Source organism: Thioclava sp. DLFJ5-1 (assembly GCF_002020115.1).
Taxonomy (GTDB): Bacteria; Pseudomonadota; Alphaproteobacteria; order Rhodobacterales; family Rhodobacteraceae; genus Thioclava; species Thioclava sediminum.
Genome location: NZ_MPZU01000003.1, coordinates 178,649 through 197,898 on the forward strand (window position 1 = coordinate 178,649; position 19,250 = coordinate 197,898).

Sequence of the window (19,250 nt, forward strand, 5' to 3'; positions counted from 1 at the left end):
AGATGAGCATTAGCTCGCCATCTCTTCAGCGCGATTGCCGGCTCGCCTAACGCCGCGCACGCAAGTCCACCGACGCCGCCTGATCCAGCCGATGAAGGCTTGGCTTTCACGGGCCAAGGCGGCCAGTCAACTGTCCGCTATCTGGGGAGCGCGGTTGACCGGTCGCTGTCTCATAGTGCGCGTCGCGCCCATACCCCGAAGTCGCCGGTTTTTGCGCCGCCCAATGGCAGGATTTTACCCCGCCGTTGACAGTTGCTCCTCATCGTCAAGGCTCTGCGCGGGGCGTCGACCTCCTTAGCACGGCAAGAAGGGGCCTCTTCGCGCGATCGTCTCGTTTCCATCTCCTATCGAATGAATTTGCTCAGCTAAAAACGTTTGACACAAATTTGGAACGTTCCTATGGATATTTGGAACGTTCCTATTTGCTGAGTCTTTTTTGGGGCGTGTCGACTGAAATCTTGTCTGGGGTCGGCAATTTGGATTGGGAGAAGCGAACTATGGGCACGATCGTCAGTGCATCGGAAGCAGTGGGGAAAATCGCGGATGGCGCTATCATCACGGTGTCCTCGTCTTCGGCATTGGGCTGCCCCGATTCCGTGCTCAAGGCGATCGGCGAGCGCTTCGATCAGGAGCAACATCCGCAGAACCTGACCATGATCCATCCGATCGCCGCGGGGGACATGTACGGTGTGAAGGGCATCGATCACATCGCCAAGGATGGTCTGCTCAGCACGGTTCTGGCCGGGTCCTATCCGTCGGGTTCGTCGAACCTGCCGATGCCTGAAATCTGGAAGATGGTCGTCGAGAATCGTGTGACTGCCTATAACGTGCCCTCCGGCATCCTGTTCGACATGCATCGCGAGGCGGCTGCGCGGCGTCCGGGGGTGATCACCAAGGTCGGCCTGAAGACCTTCGTCGATCCCGAGCGCGAGGGCTGTGCGATGAACGATCGCGCAGCGGGCGCCCCCATCGTGCGCCGGGTGGAGTTCGACGGCGACACCTGGCTCCATTTCCCGAATATTTACCCCGATGTCTGCATCCTGCGCGCAACCACCGCCGATGAGCGCGGCAATCTGACCTATGAGCACGAGGGCGCCTATCTCGGCGGGCTCGAGCAGGCGATTGCGGTGCGCAACAATGGCGGGCTGGTGATCGCGCAGGTGGAGCGCGTCACTGCGGCGGGCTCCCTGCGTCCGCATGACGTCCGCGTGCCGGGCCATCTCGTGGATTACGTGGTCGTGGACGAGGATCAGAAGCAGACCTGCGAGACTCTCTACGATCCGGCGATCTCGGGTCAGGTGATGCGTCCGTGGTCGAGCTTCGAACTGGCGGAGCACGGCATCGAGAAGGTGATCGCGCGGCGCGCGGCGATGGAGCTGCGCGGCGGCATGACGGCCAATCTCGGCTTCGGGATCTCGGCGATGGTGCCGCGCATCCTGCTCGAGGAAGGCCATCCCGACGCGGTCACTTGGGCGATCGAACAGGGCGCGGTGGGCGGGATGCCCCTGACCGGCTTCGCCTTCGGCTGCGCGTCGAACGCCGATGGCTACGTGCCCTCGCCGCAGCAATTCATCTATTTCCAGGGTGCCGGGTTCGACATGTCCTTCCTGTCCTTCCTCGAAGTCGACGTAGAGGGGAACGTGAATGTCTCCAAGCTCGGCAAAAAACCTTATCTGACCGCTGGCTGCGGCGGCTTCGTCGATATCACCGCCCACGCGCGCAAGATCGTCTTCTCGGGCTGGTTCGAGGCCGGGGCGCAGATGGAGATGGACGCGACCGGCATCCGCGTCCGTGCGCCGGGCAAGTTCACCAAGATGGTGGACCGGGTCGAGCATGTCACCTTCTCCGGGGAGCGTGCGCGCGAGCAAGGGCAGGAGGTGCTCTATATCACCGAGCGCTGCGTGATGCGGCTCGATGACAAGGGGCTCATCGCGACCGAAATCATGCCGGGGATCGATCCCGAGCGGGACATCGTCGGCGCCTCCGAGGGGCGGGTGCGTGTGGCGGAGAATGCCGTCACCATGTCCACGAAGCTTCTCGCGGACGCCCCGATGGGGTGGACGCCATGAGCGATATTCACCTGATCATCGACGGCGCGGTGGCAGAGCTGCGCCTCGACAACCCGGCGAAGATGAACGCCCTCACGGTCGAGATGCTGAGCGCGCTCGAGGCGCATCTCGATCGGATCGAACGAGACGTCGAGATTCGCTGCGTGCTAGTGACCGCCGAGGGCGACCGGGCCTTCTGCACCGGGGCGGATATCAACGGTTGGGGCGATCTGAGCCCCGCCCAGTTCGCGCGGCATTGGGTCCGCGACGGGCACCGGATCTTCGACCGGCTGGCGGGCCTCTCGAAGCCGACGATTGCGGCGCTGAACGGACACGCCTTCGGGGGCGGTCTCGAACTTGCCGCAGCCTGCGACCTTCGGGTCATGGCACCCGGCGCCAGCCTTGCCCTCCCGGAAGCTGGCGTCGGGATCGTTCCCGGTTGGTCGGGCACGCAGCGGCTGATGCGTCTGCTGCCCGAACCGATGGTGAAGGAGATGGCACTTTTCGGTCACCGGGTGAAAGCCGAGCGGGCTTTGGCGGTCGGCTTCGTGGCCGCGGTCTCCGACGATCCGCGCGCGGCAGCACAGACCCTGATCGACCGTGCGCTCGGGCTGTCGCCCCGCGCCGTCGAAATCACGAAATCGATGATCCATGTCGCGGCGGGTGAAGATCGCGGCGCCATGGCTGAGGCGCTCGGAAGTGCCGCCATTTCGGCCAGCGAAGATCGCGCCGAAGGGGTCACGGCTTTCCGCGAGAAACGCAAACCTAATTTTTCGGGAGTTTGAACATGACCGAGCTGAACCTGATCTCCGCCGTCGATGCGGCGATCCCCGCAGAGCCCTTTATCTGTCGTCACCTGATCGCAGGCGAATGGCGCGACAGTGCCTCTGGCGAGACCTACGATCGGATGTCCCCGGCGCATGGCTGCCTCGTGAGCCGCGCGGCGCTGGGCGCCGAAGCCGATGCGGAAGCCGCGATCGTCGCGGCGCGCGAGGCGTTCGACAGTGGCGTCTGGAGCCGGGTCTCGGGCAAGGAACGCGCCACGATCCTGCTGCGCGTCGCCGATCTGATCGAGGGCAATGTCGAGCGGATGGCGCTGCTGGAAACGCTCGAAAGCGGCAAGCCGATTTCGCAGTCGCGCGCCGAAGTGTCGGGCGCCGCGGACTTGTGGCGCTACGCGGCTTCGTTGGCGCGCACCATGCATGGGGACAGCCACAACACGCTAGGGCCGGACATGCTCGGCGTCGTCGTGAAAGATCCGATCGGCGTCGTGTCGATGATCACGCCGTGGAATTTCCCGTTCTGGATCCTGAGCCAGAAGCTGCCCTTCGCGCTCGCCGCCGGCTGCACCACGGTCATCAAGCCATCCGAGCTGACGCCATCGACCACGGTGATGCTCGGGGAGTTGCTGTTCGAAGCGGGGATGCCCGCGGGCGTCGTGAATATCGTTCTGGGCTACGGGCCTGCCGTGGGCGGCCTGATGTCGACGCATGAGGCCGTGGATATGGTGACCTTCACCGGCTCGACCGTGGTCGGCAAGGCGATCTCGGCGGCCGCGTCGAGCACGTTGAAGAAGGTCGCGCTGGAGCTTGGCGGGAAGAACCCGCAAGTCGTGTTCCCCGATGCCGATATTGAGAGCGCAGCCGATGCGATCACCTTCGGCGTCTATTTCAACACCGGGCAATGCTGCAACTCGAGCAGCCGGATCATCGTCCATGAAGATATCGTGGATGAGGTGGTCGAGCGCGTGGTGGAACTGTCGAAGCGCGTGGCTTTCGGCGACCCGCTCGATCCGCGCACGCAGGTCGGGGCGATCATCTCCGTCCAGCATCAGGGCAAGATCGACGATTACGTTCGCGCCGCAGTCACCGAGGGCGCCGAGATCGCGCTGGGTGGCGGGCCGATGACCGTGCCGGGTCTCGAGGGGCAATTCTATCAACCGACCGTCGTGCGCGGCGTCTCGCCCGAGATGGCGATCGCCCGCGAGGAGGTCTTCGGACCGGTGCTTTCGGTTCTGACCTTCCGCACGATGGACGAAGCGGTAGCGCTAACGAATGATGCAAGCTACGGTTTGTCTGCGGGCGTTTGGAGCGAGAACGTCCACACCTGCCTCGAGTTCTCGACGCGGGCGCAGGCTGGGACCGTCTGGACGAATACCTGGATGGACGGTTTCCCGGAATTGAGCTTCGGCGGGGTCAAGCAGTCCGGTCAAGGGAGAGAGATCGGACGCTACGGCCTCGAGGAGTTCTTCGAGATCAAGACGCTCGTGATGCGCATCGGTCGCACGCGAGAGCCTTGGGTGAGACCCGAATGACCTGACCGGTCGCACGGGAGGGAGTGTGACGACAACGCAAGAGGGAGGAAAATCATGCGTAGTTACATCGGACGGACACTGAAAATGGCGAGCGTTCTGGCGCTCGTCGCAGGGTCGGCACAGGCGGAGGATGTGGAGGTTCTTCACTGGTGGACCTCGGGTGGCGAAGCAGCCGCGCTCAACGTCCTCAAGGACGATCTGCAGAAAGAAGGCATCGGCTGGAAGGACATGCCTGTCGCCGGTGGCGGTGGCCAAAGCGCGATGACGGTTCTGCGTGCGCGCGTCACCTCCGGTGATCCGCCGACCGCGGTTCAGATGCTCGGCTTCGACATCTCGGACTGGGCGCAGCAAGGCGCGCTGGCCGATCTCGACAAGGTCGCGGCCGATGGCAACTGGGATGCCGTGGTGCCTGCGGCGCTGCAGAAGTTCTCGAAATATGACGGCCATTGGGTCGCGGTTCCGGTGAACGTGCACTCGACCAACTGGGTCTGGTCGAACAAGAAGATGCTCGCCGATCTTGGCATCGAAGAGCCGAAGACCTGGGACGAGTTCATCGCTGCGATGCAGAAGGTGAAGGATTCCGGGAAGATCGCGCTCGCCGCGGGCGGCCAGCCCTGGCAGGAAGCCACGATGTTCGATGGCGTCGTGCTGTCGGTCGGTGGCCCTGAGTTCTACAAGAAGGCCTTCGTCGATCTCGATCCCGAGGCGCTCGGCGGTCCGCAGATGGTCGAATCCTTCAAGCGCATGGAGCAGCTTCACAGCTTCGTCGACCCGAACTTCTCGGGCCGCGACTGGAACCTCGCGACCGCGATGGTCATCAATGGCGAAGCCGCTTTCCAGATGATGGGCGACTGGGCCAAGGGTGAATTCTTGCGGGCCGGCAAAGAAGCCGAGGTCGATTTCGGCTGCTTCCGCACCCCGGGGACCGCAGACGATGTGACCTTCAACTCCGACCAGTTCGCGATGTTCAAGGTGGGCGAGGATGCGCAGGCCGCGCAGGACGCGATGGCGAAAGCCGTGATGTCGCCGTCGTTCCAGATCGCCTTCAACACGGTGAAAGGCTCTGTTCCCTCGCGCACGGACGTGTCGGACGAAGAGTTCGACGCCTGCGGCAAGAAGGCGATGGCTCAGCTGAAATCGGCGAGCGAGAACGGCACGCTTCTGGGTTCGATGGCGCATGGCCATGCTGACCCGGCTTCGGTGAAGAACGCGATCTATGACGTGGTGACGGCGAATTTCAACGGCGACTATGACGCCGAGACCGCCGCCAAGGAACTCGTCAAGGCCGTGTCGCTGGCTCAGTAAAAGGCTCTCGGGCCGGTCGACCTGACCGGCCCGTATCCCCACCCATCCGTCTCATTTCCCCAAAGGAGAGAGCAATGGCCCGTCCGGTCCAGTCAGACTTGCGTACCCGGCTTCAGGAATGGATTCCCAAGATCGTCCTCGCGCCCTCTGTCGCGTCCATGTTGATCTTCGTCTACGGCTTCATCGTGTTCACCGGGTACCTGTCGTTCACAAACAGCCGGATCCTGCCGAGCTTCGACCTTGTCGGGTGGCATAATTACTGGCGGCTTTTCCAATTGCCGACCTGGACGATCGCGGTCCAGAACCTTGCGATCTTCGCCTCGCTCTACATCGCGATCTGTATCGCGATCGGCCTCACCCTCGCGATCTTTCTGGATCAGAAAATCCGCGGCGAGGGGATGTTGCGCCCGATCTTCCTCTATCCGATGGCGCTTTCGTTCATCGTGACGGGCACGGCGTGGAAATGGCTTCTCGATCCGGGCATCGGCATCGAACATACCCTGCATCTCTGGGGATGGGAGAGCTTCCATTTCGGCTGGATCAAGAGCTCGTCCATGGCGATCTACACGGTGGTGATCGCTGCGGTCTGGCAAAGCTCGGGCTTCGTCATGGCGATGTTCCTCGCCGGGCTGCGCGGCATCGACAACGAGATCCTGAAAGCGGCACAGATGGATGGCGCCTCGAACTGGAACCTCTATCGCCGCATCATCATTCCGCAGCTTCGGCCCGCCTTCCTGTCGGCCTTCGTCATCCTCGCGCACCTCGCGGTCAAATCCTATGACCTCGTCATCGCGCTGACCGGTGGCGGCCCGGGCCGGGCAACCGAACTGCCCGCGACCTTCATGTATTCCTATACTTTCACCCGCAACGAGATGGGCGTGGGCGCAGCGTCGGCGGTTATCATGCTGATGACCATCGCCGCGATCATGATCCCCTATCTCTACGCTGAACTGAAGGAGCCGAAGTAATGTCCGGCGCCGTCGATACCGGGGTCGCGATCCGCACAAATCGCGTGACCCGCACCTTCATCTATCTCTTCCTGCTGCTCTTCGCGCTGTTCTACCTGCTGCCGCTCGCGGTGATGTTGATCAACTCGGTCAAACCTCTGAGCGAGATCACGGGCGGCAACATGATGGCGCTGCCCGATGTCTGGACCTTCGAGCCCTGGCGCGAAGCCTGGTCCTCGGCCCAGATCGGCGTTCAGCCGACCGGCCTGCGCCCCTACTTCATCAACTCGATCCTGATCGTGGTTCCGGCGGTGGCGATCTCGACCATCATGGGCGCGCTCAATGGGTACGTGCTGACCAAGTGGCGGTTCCGCGGCGACACGATCCTCTTCGGGATGCTGCTGTTTTCGTGCTTCATTCCGTTCCAGATCGTGCTGATCCCGATGGCGCGGGTGCTGGGCATGATCGGGCTCGCAGGCTCGGTGCCGGGGCTGATCCTCGTTCACGTCGTCTACGGGCTCGGTTTCACGACGCTTTATTTCCGCAACTACTACTCGGCCTTCCCGACCGAGCTGGTGCGCGCGGCGCAGATCGACGGGGCCGGGTTCTTCCGGATCTTCTACCGCATCCTGCTGCCGCTGTCGGGGCCGATCATCGTGGTCACGATCATCTGGCAGTTCACCAATATCTGGAACGACTTCCTGTTCGGGTCGTCCTTCGCCGGGCAGGCCAGCCAGCCGATGACCGTCGCCTTGAACAACCTCGTTCAAAGCTCGACCGGCGTGAAGGCCTACAACGTTCACTTCGCGGGTGCGATCCTTGCGGCGCTGCCCACTCTCATCGTCTACATCGTCTCGGGGCGCTTCTTCGTGCGCGGCCTGATGGCGGGCTCAGTCAAGGGGTAATGCCAATGGGTCTCCTCGATATTTCAAACGTCACCAAGTCCTACGGCGCGGTCGAAGTGCTGCACAGCGTCGACATCTCGGTCGATGAAGGTGAATTCCTCGTGCTGGTCGGCCCGTCCGGCTGCGGCAAGTCCACGCTTCTGAGCATGATCGCAGGGTTGGAAGGGATCACCTCCGGCGAGATTTCGATCAAGGGGCGCACCATGAATGGTGTGCACCCGTCGAAGCGCAACATCGCGATGGTGTTCCAGTCCTACGCGCTCTACCCGAACATGACCGTCGGCCAGAACATCACTTTCGGTCTCGAGATGCATGGCACACCCAAGCCCGAACGCGAGGACGCGATGAACCGGGTGGCGGAGATGCTGCAGATCGACAATCTGCTCGACCGCAAACCGGGGCAGCTTTCGGGCGGTCAGCGTCAGCGCGTCGCGATGGGCCGTGCGCTGGTGCGCGACCCGGATGTGTTCCTGTTCGACGAGCCGCTGTCGAACCTCGACGCGAAACTGCGCGTCGATATGCGCACCGAGATCAAGAAGCTGCACCAGAGCCTTGGCACCACGATCGTCTACGTGACCCACGACCAGATCGAGGCGATGACGCTCTCGACCCGGATCGCGGTGATGAACAAGGGCTATGTGCAGCAGCTCGGCACGCCGAAGGAAATCTACGACACGCCCTCGAATGTTTTCGTGGCGACCTTCATGGGTAGCCCCGCGATGAACGTGTTCCCGTCGCGGATCGTGGTGAAGGACGGTGCGCCGCATGCCGCCGTGACGGGCCATGACGGGGTGGAGCAACTGCTTCGCTTCCCGCAACCCAATCTCGCCGCGTGGGACGGGCGCGAAATCCTTCTCGGGATCCGGCCGGAGACGATCACCGATCCGGAGGGGGCCGATCGCAACGCCGCCCATATCGCGCCGCTGCGCAACCATATCGGCGTCACCGAGCCTGCCGGGTCGGACACGTTCGTGACGATGACGCTGGGCGGGCGTGACGCCATCGCCCGGATGCGGGCCGATGTGACCGTGCGGGCGGGCGAGGTCTTCGATTTCGCCGTCAACATGGACAAGGCGGTCGCCTTCGATCCCAAGACGGAGGAGCGCATCCAGCCATGAGCGATGCCGACGTCATCATCATCGGCTCGGGCATGGGCGGTGCCACCACGGCGGCGGCACTGGCCCGGACGGGGCGGCGCGTGCTGGTGCTCGAGCGTGGCGAACGCCTGCCCGACACGCCGGACGCGCGCGATCCCGACGCGATCTTCGCGCGCGGTCATTACCGGCCCGAGGAAACCTGGCTCGATGGCGATGACGTGCCGTTCAACCCCGGCAATTACTACAATGTCGGCGGCAATTCGAAATTCTACGGCGCCGTTCTGATGCGCTACCGCAAGGCGGATTTCTCGCCTGTCGCGCATCAGGGTGGCACCACGCCGGGCTGGCCGATCGCCTATGACGAGATCGAGCCGTTCTACCAGAAGGCCGAGGCGCTCTATCAGGTGCGCGGTCAGCTTGGAGAGGACCCGACGGAGCCGCGCCATTCCGGCCTCTACGCCCATGCGCCGGTCCCGGACGAGCCCGATATCAAGGCGCTGCGGCGGCGGCTGAAATCGGTCGGGCTGCACCCGTCGTCCTTGCCGCTCGGGGTCGATATCGACCGTTGGCTCGCGCATGGGCAGACGCCTTGGGATGCGTTCCCCGATACCTGCGACGGCAAGATGGATGCCGAAAGCGTCGGTCTGGCGACGGCGCTGAAATCCCCGAATGTGGAGCTGATGACGGGCGCGCGGGCGCGGCGTCTGATCGTCGATGCCGAGAACCGCATCAGCGGGGTCGAGATCGAGAAAGACGGGCAGACGCAGACACTCACGGCGTCGGTCGTCGTGCTCTCCGCCGGCGCGGTGCAAAGCGCGGCGCTCCTGCTGGCCTCAGCGACTGAGCGCCATCCGACCGGGCTGGCGAACGGCTCCGATCAGGTCGGGCGCAATTTCATGAACCACAATTGCTCGGCCGTTCTGGCGCTGCACCCACTGCGTCGGAACCGGGCGGTCTATCAGAAGACGCTGGCGATCAACGATTTCTACCTGTCGGGCGGGGCGAATGGCGCGCCGCTGGGCAATATCCAGCTGCTCGGCAAAATCTCCGGTCCGATCCTCGCCTCGGCCTCGCCGCTGCCGCGACCGGTGGCGAGCTGGATCGCCAACCGCTCGGTCGATCTCTACGCGATGTCCGAAGACCTACCCAATCCCGAGAGTCGCGTGACGCTGAAGGACGGCAAGATCCGGCTCGACTGGAAGCGCTCCAACTGGGAGGCCCATCTCGAACTCGTCGCCATGCTGCGCAGAAAACTGCGCGCTGCGGGCTACCCGATCGTGCTTGCGCGGCCGTTCGACCGGCAGACCCCGTCGCATCAATGCGGGACGGCACGGATGGGTAACGATCCGGCGTCGAGCGTCGTCGACACGTTCTGCCGCAGCCATGATCACCCGAACCTGTTCATCGCCGACGCGTCCGTCCTGCCGACCTCGGCTGCCGTGAACCCCGCCCTTACCGTCGCGGCGCTCGCCCTGCGCGCAGCCGAGCATATCGCACAGACAGAGCTTGCCGCCTGAGCCACCCGGGCTGCGGCAAGAGACTTGGCCAAAGGAGGCCAGCATGAAGACGACTTACGATTTCATCATTATCGGCGGCGGTTCGGCGGGCTCGGTGCTGGCCGGGCGTCTCTCCGAGGACCCGTCGGCTGACGTGTTGCTGCTCGAGGCGGGCGGCAGCGATCGCCACCCGTTCTATCATCTGCCCGCGGGCTTCGCGAAGATGACCAAGGGCATCGGCAGCTGGGGCTGGGACACGGTTCCGCAGCGGCACATGCAGAACAAGGTCTTTCGCTACACTCAGGCCAAGGTGATCGGCGGCGGCTCCGCGATCAACGCGCAGGTCTATACCCGCGGCAATGCGCGCGATTACGACGAATGGCGTCAGATGGGATGCACCGGCTGGGGCTATGAGGACGTGCTGCCCTATTTCCGCAAGGCCGAGGATAATGCGAGCATCGAGAACCAGTATCACGGCAAGGGCGGCCCGCTGGGCGTAAGCGATCCGCGCGCCCCCCTGCCGGTCTGCGAGGCCTATTTCGAAGCGGCCGCCGAGCTTGGTATCCCGCGTAATTACGACGTGAACGGCGAGAAGCAGGACGGGGTCGCCTACTATCAGCTGACCCAGCGCAATGTGCGCCGCTCCTCGGCTGCGATGGCCTATGTCGCGCCCAATCGTCACCGCGAGAACCTCACGGTGCAGCTGGGCGCGCAGGTGCGCCGGATCGTGGTCGAGAATGGCCGCGCGACCGGGGTCGAGCTTGTCGATGGCACGCAGCTTCGGGCGGAAAGCGAAGTGCTGCTGTGTTCGGGGGCGATCGGTTCGCCGCGGCTCTTGCAGCTGTCGGGGATCGGACCGGCGGATGAGCTGGCCTCGCTCGGGATCGATGTCGTCTTCGATCAGCCGGAGGTGGGGTCCAATCTGCAGGATCACCTCGACCTTTATTGCATCAGCGAACTGTCGGGCCCCTATAGCTACGACCGTTATGCGAAACCGCATTGGGCGGCGCTGGCGGGGCTGCAATATCTGTTCGGACGCAAGGGGCCGGTGGCGTCGTCCTTGTTCGAAACCGGTGGCTTCTGGTATGCCGATCCCGAGGCGCGGTCCCCGGATCTTCAGTTCCACCTCGGGCTCGGGACCGGCATCGAACACGGCGTCGTCTCGATGCCGCAGGGCGGTATCACGCTCAATTCCTGCTATCTGCGCCCGCGCTCTCGCGGCAGCGTCCGCCTGCAAAGCGACGATCCGGCGAAGGCGCCGCTGATCGATCCGAACTACCTGCAGGATCCGCTTGATCGCGAAATGTCGATCCGGGGGCTGAAGCTGACGCAGGAAATCCTGTCGCAATCGCCTCTGCGCAAATATATCCTCGCCGAGCGCCTTCCGGGGCCCGATGTCCGAACCGATGAGGATTACTTCGATTTCATCTGCACCCATTCGAAAACGTCGCATCACTGCGCGGGGACATGTCGCATGGGCGCCGATCCGGGAGCTGTCGTAGACCCGACATTGCGGTTCAACGGGATCGAGGCGCTGCGCGTCGTCGATAACTCGATCATGCCGCGCGTGATCTCGTCCAACACCAACGCCGCGGCGATCATGATCGGCGAGAAAGCCGCCGATATGATCCGCGCGTCACATGGAGGCTGACATGACAGTGCGCCACATCGTTCTCGTCAATTTCAAATCCGAGCTGAGCGAGGAAGAGATCGCGCCGCTCTGGGAGGAGCTGCACGCGATCGAGGGCAAGGTGGACGGGCTTGGCGCGATCTGCGCGGGCCGCTCCGAGAGCCCCGAGAAGATCGAGCGCGGTTACATGCATGGCTTCACTGTCGATTTCCGCGACTGGGAGGCGCTCGCCGCCTATCAGGAACATCCCGATCACCGGGCGCTCGGTGCGAAGCTCGTGGCCAACGCCCAAGGCGGGATCGACGGCATCCTCGTCTTCGACCTCGAGATCGCGGCTCAGCCGCAGGGGGCGTGACATGGCGCCGAGCGACCGCAGACCGACGATCATCGACGTGGCCCGCAAGGCCGGGGTCTCGAAATCGACCGTCAGCCTCGTGATCCAGAACAGCCCCCTGGTGAAGCAGAAAACGCGCGAGCAGGTGCAGGGTGCGATGGCCGAGATCGGCTATGTCTATAACCGGGCGGCGGCCAATCTGCGCAGCGCCGGGGCAGGGCTTGTCGGTCTCGTGATCAACGACCTTCGCAACCCGTTCTTCACCGAATTCGCGACATCCGTTCAAATGGCGTTGTCGAGCCGTGGCTATGCGGCCGTCGTGGCCAATACCGACGAAGACCCGCAGCTGCAGGCGCAGGTGGTCGAGGCGATGATCGAGCACGGCGTCTCCGCGATGATCCTGTCGCCCGCCTATGGCGACGAGGCGCTGAGCTTCGAGGCGCTTCAGCGGGCGGGCATTCCGGCGATGCAGGTGCTGCGTAAAGTCGAGATGCGGACCGAGCTCTTCCCCTTCGCCGCGCCGGACTATCCGAACGGGACGCGTATCGCGACCGAGCATCTCCTCGAACAAGGCGCGAAGCGGATCGCGTTCGTGGGCGGTCTGGAAGGCCGGGCCGTCACGCAAGAACGTATGGCGGGTTATCTGAGTGCGATCGAGATGGCCGGGCTCGAGCCCCATGTTCTGACCGGCAGCGCGAGCCGCGCCTTCGGCAGGGAGGCGGCGCACGCGTTGGCAAAGGATCATCCGGAGGTCGATGCCGCGGTCTGCTTCAACGATCAGGTCGCGCTTGGGATGATTTCCGGCTGCGCCGAGATCGGGCGCAATGTCGGCCGCGATCTGCGCATCGTGGGCTTCGATGACATCGAGGAGGCGGCCCATTCCTGGCCGCCGCTCAGCTCGGTGCGCTGCGACATTGACGGCTTCGGGAAGCTTGTCGCCGAAACGATCCTGGCCTGGCTCGAGAATGACAAGGTGCCGGCGCCGGAAATCCGCACGCCGGTCTCGCTGGCCATTCGTGGATCGAGTGGCGAGACGCCCGCGGGCTGAGACGACAGGGAGACGGGAGGCCCGCCCGTTCGGACGAAACAGAGACGAGACCGCGCGGAGAGACACCGGCGCGAATAGGAGAGGAGTGTTCAAATGACAGAGATCCGCGTTGCCGTGCTCGGCGCTTCGGGGTGGATGGGCAAAGTCCACACGATGGCCTATCAGACCTTTCCGCATTTCTTCGGGACCGAGGGGGGCACGGCGCGTGTCGTTACCCTCGTCGATCGCAATCCTGCGCGGGCGCAGGAACTTGCCGCGCGGGTACCCGGTGCGCGGATCGTTCAGGACTGGCGCGAGGTGATCGCCGATCCCGAGGTCGATCTCGTGGATATCTGTCTTCCTGACAACCTGCATTACGAGGTCGCGCAAGCCGCGCTCGAAGCGGGCAAGCATGTCTTTTGCGAAAAGCCCCTTGCCGAGTCCGCCGAGGAGGCGCGCGAGCTTGCCGATATCGCGAAGGCGCGCGGCCTGATCACCCGCGTCGGCCACGGCTTCCCGCGCAACCCCGTCCATGATCTCGCGAAGGAGATCATCGATGCGGGCGAGATCGGTGAGATCACGATGTTCAAAGGGTGCCAGCATGTCGACATGTATGGCGATCCGATGGTGCCCTACATGTGGCGCGCCGATGGGTCGCTCGCACCCACCGGGATCGTCGGGGATACCGGCAGCCATGTCTTCAGCTTCATGGAATTCCTCGTCGGTCGCGTCTCGTCTCTGATCGCCAACAACATCATCGTCACGCCGCGCCGTCCCAAGGTCGAAGGGCTGGGGCTTGGTGAGACGGCAGAGCTGACCGGCAGCGAGGAATGGGCCGATATCACCAATCCCGACGCGAGCCAGATTCTGTGCACCTTCGAGAACGGCGCCAACGGGATCGTGGATTTCAGCCGCGTCGCGACCGGGCGCAAATTCATGCAGACCTACGAGATCTACGGGACGAAAGGCAGCCTCGCCTATACGTTCGACGAGGTGAACCGGCTGCGCTTCTACACCAATGCCGATCCGATCGGGCGCCGCGGCTACCGCGAGATCGATGTCGGGCCCGAGCATCCGACCTACGCGGCCTTCCTGCCGCTACCGAATTTTGCGCTCGGCTATAACGAGACAAAGATCATCGAAGCGGCGGAGGTCATCCGCTCCATCGTCTCCGGCAAGGCGATGTGGCCGACCTTCGAGACAGGCCATCACATCACCCAGATCGTCGACGCCTGCATGAGCTCGTCCCGGCAACGCGCCTGGGTCGATATTCCGCAAAGCTGACCGGACCGCAAACGGAGCCAAGACATGGACAGTGCAATCCCTCAGGAAATCCTAGACGCCCTGACCGATATCGAGATGCCGCGGCTGCGGGTCGACGAGGCGGTCCCGGAGATGCTCGAGATCGCGGGCCTCACCCTGCCGGTCTATCGCACCGGCTGCCTCGTCGTCGGCAGCGGGGCTGCGGGACTTCGCGCCGCCGTCGAACTCAAGCGGCGAGGCGGCGAGGTGATCGTCGCGAGCCAGAGCGCCTGGGGCGGGACCTCCGCCTGCTCGGGCTCCGACAAGCAGACGCTGCACACCGCGAATACCGCCGATCACGGGGATGATTTTCAGGCGATGGCGCGGGCGATCCGGGCTGGCGGCGCGATGGACGAGGATACGGCCTATATCGAGGCGGTCGGCTCGCCGCGCATGATGGCCTCGCTGCAATATCTCGGCCTGCCGCTCCCGCAGGACCGGTTCGGCGCGACGCTGCGCTACAAGACCGACCATGACGAGACCGGGCGCGCGACGAGTTGCGGCCCCAGAACCTCGCGGCTGATGGTCAAGGTGCTGGCGGAAGAGGCGCTGCGGCTCCACGTGCCGATCTTCAACCACACGACGGTCGTGCAACTGCTCACCGAAGGCGAGGGGGATGACCGCCGCGTCACCGGGGCGCTGGCGTTCCGCAAATCCGACCGCAGCGAGGCCAATCCCTATGGTCTCGTGCTGTTTGCCGCGCCGAATGTCGTGCTCGCGGCAGGCGGGCCGGGCGAGCTCTATCGCGACAGCGTCTATCCCAATGGCTGTTTTGGCACGCTGGGTCTCGCGCTCGAAGCGGGGATCGAACTGGTCAACCTCACCGAGAGCCAGTTCGGCATCGGTACGCGCCGTGAGGGGTTCCCGTGGAACCTCTCGGGGACTTACGTGCAATCCCTGCCGCATATCTATTCGGTCGATGCCGAAGGGCGCGAGCATCATTTCCTCGCGCAATATTACCGAACGACGCAGGAGCTGGCCTCCAATGTGTTCCGCAAGGGCTATCAATGGCCGTTCCACGCGACGCGGATGCTGGATTTCGCGTCGAGCCTCGTCGATCTGGCGATCTGGCGCGAGAGTGCAGCGGGGCGCCGGGTCTTCATGGACTTCAACCGCAACCCGCTTCCGGTGCCCGGAGATCAGCCGTTTGATCTTACCCGCCTCGACGAGGATGTGCGGACCTATCTGGGCACCGCCGGGGCGGATCAGGAGTTGCCGATCGACCGGCTGCGCCACATGAACCCGCTCGCGATCGAACTGTACCGCCGCTACAAGGTCGACATCGCCGCCGCGCCGCTCGAATTCGCGGTGAACAACCAGCATATGAATGGCGGGATCGCGGTCGATCCCTGGGGACGCTCGAACCTGCGCGGTGTCTATGCCGCGGGCGAGGCGGCGGGCACGCATGGCGTGACGCGCCCGGGCGGATCGGCCCTGAACGCCGGTCAGGTTTTCGGCACCCGCGTTGGCGAGCATATCGGCGCGAGCCGCACGGCCCATGCGCCGGATGCTGTCGGATCGGAGGCCCTCACTGCGGCGGTGACGGATCTGCTTGCACGGTTGAACTCGGACAGCGCGCATTCCGTGAAGTCGGTCCGCGACGAAGTTCAGGCCCGGATGAGCGACCATGCCGGGATGATCTGCAACGGCGCGGACGTGGCCGAAGCGCTTGCAGCGGCGCGCCAGCTGAACCGGAGCTTGCGCAGCGGCGGGATTGCTCCGGAGCGCGCGGGCGATGGCGGCCGCGCGATCCAGTGGCAGCAGATGGCGCTTGCCTCCGAGGCCGTCCTTGCCGCGCTCGACCAGTATATCTCGCAAGGCGGTGGCAGCCGCGGCGCGCGCGCGATCTGTTCCGATGAGGGCGAGGCGATCCCGATGGCGCGCGACACGGATCTGGGCGCATTCCGCTTCAAGACGGAGCGCGACATCGACAAACAGACGCAAATCCTCGTCCGTCTGGAGGGGGAAGACTTGAAGATCGACACCCGCGAAAACCGCAGCTTCGACGAGAGCGCACGCGCGTTCTTCGAGCGGGACTGGCCCGATTGGCTGACCGGCCGCATCTTTGACCTCGACGCGAAAGGCCTGCGCGAATGAGTGAGAACCCGAAGAAGATGGTCGCCATCGGGGAAGCGATGCTGGAACTCGCCCCCGTCGAGGGCGGCACGTTTCGCCTCGGCTATGCGGGCGATACGTTCAACACGCTGTGGCATGCGGCGCAACTGCTTGGGGCGCGTGCCCGGGCGGGCTTCGTCACGCGCATCGGCGAGGATAAGCTGTCCGGTCGTTTCCTCGCCGAGATGGAGGCGGATGGCTTGGACATCTCCACCGTTCAGCGCGATTCCGAGCGCGAGATGGGCCTCTACATGATCGAGCTCGAGGGGGCGGAGCGCAGTTTTCACTATTGGCGCCAGCTCTCTGCGGCGCGTCGGCTCGCGGATGATCCCGATACCCTCGGGCGCGCCTTGTCCGGCGCGGATCTCGTCCATGTGTCGGGCATCACCCTTGCCATTCTCTTGCCGGAGGCGCGCGAGACGCTGTTCGACGCGATTGCCAAAGCGCGCAGCGAAGGCGCGCGAATTTCCTTCGATCCGAACTATCGACCACGGCTCTGGCAATCGCCGGAGGAGGCGCGTGACACGTGTCTGCGCATGCTCGCCCATACCGATATCGCGCTGCCGAGTTTTGACGACGAGGCTGCCTTGTGGGGCGATGCGACGCCGGAACAGACCTTGGAGCGGTTGAGCAGGCAGGGGGTTGCTGAGATCGCCGTGAAGGATGGCGCGCAACCCGTCTGGTATCATGCCGAGGGCCACACTGGTCGGCGCGACACCCCGGTTCTGACAGAGCTGCGCGATACCACCGGCGCGGGCGATGCGTTCAATGCGGGCTATCTTGCCGCCCGTCTTCTTGGGCACCCGGTCGAACAGGCGATCGGCATGGGGCAGACAGTCGGCGGCGCGGTCTTGGGCGAGCCGGGCGCGCGGCTGGGCAAGGACGCAGCGCGCGCCCTCGCGGCATCGCTGGAATAGGGCAGTTACGGTCCATCGCGTGACCTCATGCCTATGCGGTGGTCGTCATTCCGCCGCGCCGTGACGCTTCAAACCTGTCAGGCTGCCGTGTCGGGCGCGGGTCTTCCACCCACGCCAAACCACTGTGGTATCCGAAAATAGGTAAGCGTTGACGTGTGTTCTTCGCACGAACCTCATTCGCCTTCAGGATGGGCATGCCTTTGGCTCTCATAGAGAGACAGGTCGGGGAGGCCTATGGCTCCGCGTGCTGCCGGGACTGCGGGCGACAGAGGATCCACATTGGCAATGGCCTCGATTCGGGAATGGAGGTCGCTGAGAGGTCCCGTAATCAGGTCTGCCATCGGGCTGAAGCTCATACCCCAGGCCTTCAGTACTTCGATCGGGGCTTCGAACATACCTCCTGTGTCTGCGGCACGCCCGGCGCGACAGGCCCTCCACTCGGTGAAGAGAGCAAGCCTGACGTTGGCACAGCGTGCCTCGGCCTTGATGAGTCCCTCGTCTAAAGAGACCTGTTAATTTCACGGAGAGGTTCGACGTCCGTAAACTCATTCGGGACGCGCATGCGGAAGCAGTAGGTCTCTTGCCCGTTGCCCCACCCGGGTGCAGTTCTCGCAAATTCTACCCGCAGTTGGGTGGAGCAATTTCTCCAAAGAAACTGGGAACTTCCACCGCCCGAGCGAAAATTTCATTCTCCCTCGAGCCTGCATCTCCTGGGCACCATTACTCAAAAAGTCGCGCAACTCATCCGGGTTGCGCGACTTTTTCGGTTCCGGGCCGGCCGTTTTCGCGTAGGGGCGCGCGCCGCGCCCTATTTCCTACGGAAAAAGCGCGCGCGGTCGTAAAGCGCCTCCAGCCGCGCCATGCGGGCCGAGGTTTCTTCCCATGTCAGCGACTGAATCGCGGCCATGAGCGTTTCGACCAGAACCTGAATCGCGACCGTCGAATCCCAAGCCGAGGGTGCTTCGATCTGCGCCGAGAAGCGGTACCGCGCATGGGTTGCGGCGGGCGAGACCCAAGGGTCGGTGATCAGCACGACTTCCGCGCCCTGCTCGACCGCCATCTCCACCAGTTGCAGCACGCTCGATTCGTAGCGGCGAATGTCGAAAACCAGAAGCACGTCACCCTTCTGCATCTCGAGAAGCGCGGGCGGCCAGCTGTTCGAAAGCGGCTCGAGCAGCTCGACGCCGGGGCGGATCACCTTCATATGCGCCACGAAATAGGCCGCGATCGGGCCGGTGATCCGGCCCCCGGTCGCGAAGATGCGGCGCTTCGGGTCGGCCATCAGCGCGGCGGTGGCGTCGAACTCGGCATGGTCGATTTGCTTCAGCGTCGCCTGCAGGTTGCCCAGAACCGTATCGGCGAAGCGGTTGATCATATGGGTGTCGGGCGCATCCCCCGCCCAACGATCATGTTTGACCAGCGGCGAGACAAGCTGCGCCTCCAACTCGTCGCGCACCGCCTGCTGCAGCCCCGGATAGCCGCCATAGCCCATCTTCTGCGCCAATCGCACCACGGTGGGAGAGGACACGTCGGCCGCCCGCGCCAGCTGCGCGACAGATCCCAGAAGCGCCATCGGATAGTGGCGCAGGATATGCCCGGCGAGTTGTTTCTCGGTCCGGGTCATCTCTTCGATGCCCGTCCGGAGCCTGTCTTCGATGCTTTGCGTCGCTGCTGACAAATCGGGCACCCCCGTGCGAATCAAGTTAGAAATGATTGTAACAGAATTTTCTTCTCTGAAATTTTCTTGACAGATGCGGCTTGGCGGGGCGAGCCTGACCCCAGGACGCGACGTAGAATCGCGCCGCTCAACAGA

At 64.0% G+C, this 19,250-nt stretch carries 15 protein-coding genes; 14 read left to right on the plus strand and 1 reads right to left on the minus strand.

Features of this window, described 5'->3' with window-relative positions; translation table 11 throughout:
- Positions 1-497: 497 nt before the first annotated feature.
- The 14 genes from BMI86_RS11505 to BMI86_RS11570 all read left to right on the plus strand — a co-directional run bounded on the left by BMI86_RS11505 (position 498) and on the right by BMI86_RS11570 (position 17,437).
- The gene (locus tag BMI86_RS11505; protein ID WP_078541533.1) at positions 498-2,069 is read left to right on the plus strand and encodes a CoA-transferase; all 1,572 of its coding nucleotides are present in this window, start codon (positions 498-500) and stop codon (positions 2,067-2,069) included.
- The gene (locus BMI86_RS11510) at positions 2,066-2,833 is read left to right on the plus strand and encodes an enoyl-CoA hydratase/isomerase family protein (protein WP_078541534.1); all 768 of its coding nucleotides are present in this window, start codon (positions 2,066-2,068) and stop codon (positions 2,831-2,833) included. The genes BMI86_RS11505 and BMI86_RS11510 overlap by 4 nt, the downstream gene beginning before the upstream one ends.
- Before the next feature lie 2 nt (positions 2,834-2,835).
- Entirely contained in the window at positions 2,836-4,362 is a 1,527-nt protein-coding gene (locus tag BMI86_RS11515) for an aldehyde dehydrogenase family protein (RefSeq protein ID WP_078541535.1), read from the plus strand.
- A gap of 54 nt (positions 4,363-4,416) precedes the next feature.
- Positions 4,417-5,667, plus strand: a complete 1,251-nt coding sequence (locus tag BMI86_RS11520; protein ID WP_078541536.1) for an ABC transporter substrate-binding protein — start codon at positions 4,417-4,419, stop codon at positions 5,665-5,667.
- Between the two features lie 74 nt (positions 5,668-5,741).
- Positions 5,742-6,635 (plus strand): sugar ABC transporter permease, encoded by an 894-nt coding sequence (locus BMI86_RS11525; protein ID WP_078522163.1) that lies wholly within the window; start codon positions 5,742-5,744, stop codon positions 6,633-6,635.
- Positions 6,635-7,519, plus strand: a complete 885-nt coding sequence (locus tag BMI86_RS11530) for a carbohydrate ABC transporter permease (RefSeq protein WP_078541537.1) — start codon at positions 6,635-6,637, stop codon at positions 7,517-7,519. The genes BMI86_RS11525 and BMI86_RS11530 overlap by 1 nt, the downstream gene beginning before the upstream one ends.
- Positions 7,520-7,524: 5 nt before the next feature.
- Entirely contained in the window at positions 7,525-8,637 is a 1,113-nt protein-coding gene (gene ugpC, locus BMI86_RS11535; RefSeq protein ID WP_078541538.1) for a sn-glycerol-3-phosphate ABC transporter ATP-binding protein UgpC, read from the plus strand.
- Positions 8,634-10,133, plus strand: a complete 1,500-nt coding sequence (locus BMI86_RS21570; protein ID WP_078541539.1) for a GMC family oxidoreductase — start codon at positions 8,634-8,636, stop codon at positions 10,131-10,133. The genes ugpC and BMI86_RS21570 overlap by 4 nt, the downstream gene beginning before the upstream one ends.
- Positions 10,134-10,176: 43 nt before the next feature.
- The gene (locus BMI86_RS11545; protein WP_078541540.1) at positions 10,177-11,763 is read left to right on the plus strand and encodes a GMC family oxidoreductase N-terminal domain-containing protein; all 1,587 of its coding nucleotides are present in this window, start codon (positions 10,177-10,179) and stop codon (positions 11,761-11,763) included.
- A gap of 1 nt (position 11,764) precedes the next feature.
- Positions 11,765-12,097, plus strand: a complete 333-nt coding sequence (locus BMI86_RS11550) for a Dabb family protein (RefSeq protein WP_143594778.1) — start codon at positions 11,765-11,767, stop codon at positions 12,095-12,097.
- A 1-nt stretch (position 12,098) separates the two neighbouring features.
- Complete coding sequence (locus BMI86_RS11555) at positions 12,099-13,124, plus strand: LacI family DNA-binding transcriptional regulator (RefSeq protein ID WP_078541542.1); 1,026 nt, start codon at positions 12,099-12,101, stop codon at positions 13,122-13,124.
- Between the two features lie 93 nt (positions 13,125-13,217).
- Positions 13,218-14,387 carry a Gfo/Idh/MocA family oxidoreductase gene (locus tag BMI86_RS11560; protein ID WP_078541543.1) on the plus strand — a complete coding sequence of 390 codons (1,170 nt, stop codon included), beginning with the start codon at positions 13,218-13,220 and terminating at the stop codon, positions 14,385-14,387.
- Between the two features lie 24 nt (positions 14,388-14,411).
- Positions 14,412-16,502 (plus strand): FAD-binding protein, encoded by a 2,091-nt coding sequence (locus BMI86_RS11565; RefSeq protein WP_078541544.1) that lies wholly within the window; start codon positions 14,412-14,414, stop codon positions 16,500-16,502.
- Positions 16,499-17,437 carry a sugar kinase gene (locus BMI86_RS11570; protein WP_078541545.1) on the plus strand — a complete coding sequence of 313 codons (939 nt, stop codon included), beginning with the start codon at positions 16,499-16,501 and terminating at the stop codon, positions 17,435-17,437. Before BMI86_RS11565 ends, BMI86_RS11570 begins: the two co-directional genes overlap by 4 nt.
- An 808-nt stretch (positions 17,438-18,245) precedes the next feature.
- Here BMI86_RS11570 and BMI86_RS11580 read toward each other — a convergent pair.
- The gene (locus tag BMI86_RS11580) at positions 18,246-19,139 is read right to left on the minus strand and encodes a MurR/RpiR family transcriptional regulator (protein WP_246831699.1); all 894 of its coding nucleotides are present in this window, start codon (positions 19,137-19,139) and stop codon (positions 18,246-18,248) included.
- Positions 19,140-19,250 lie beyond the last annotated feature (111 nt).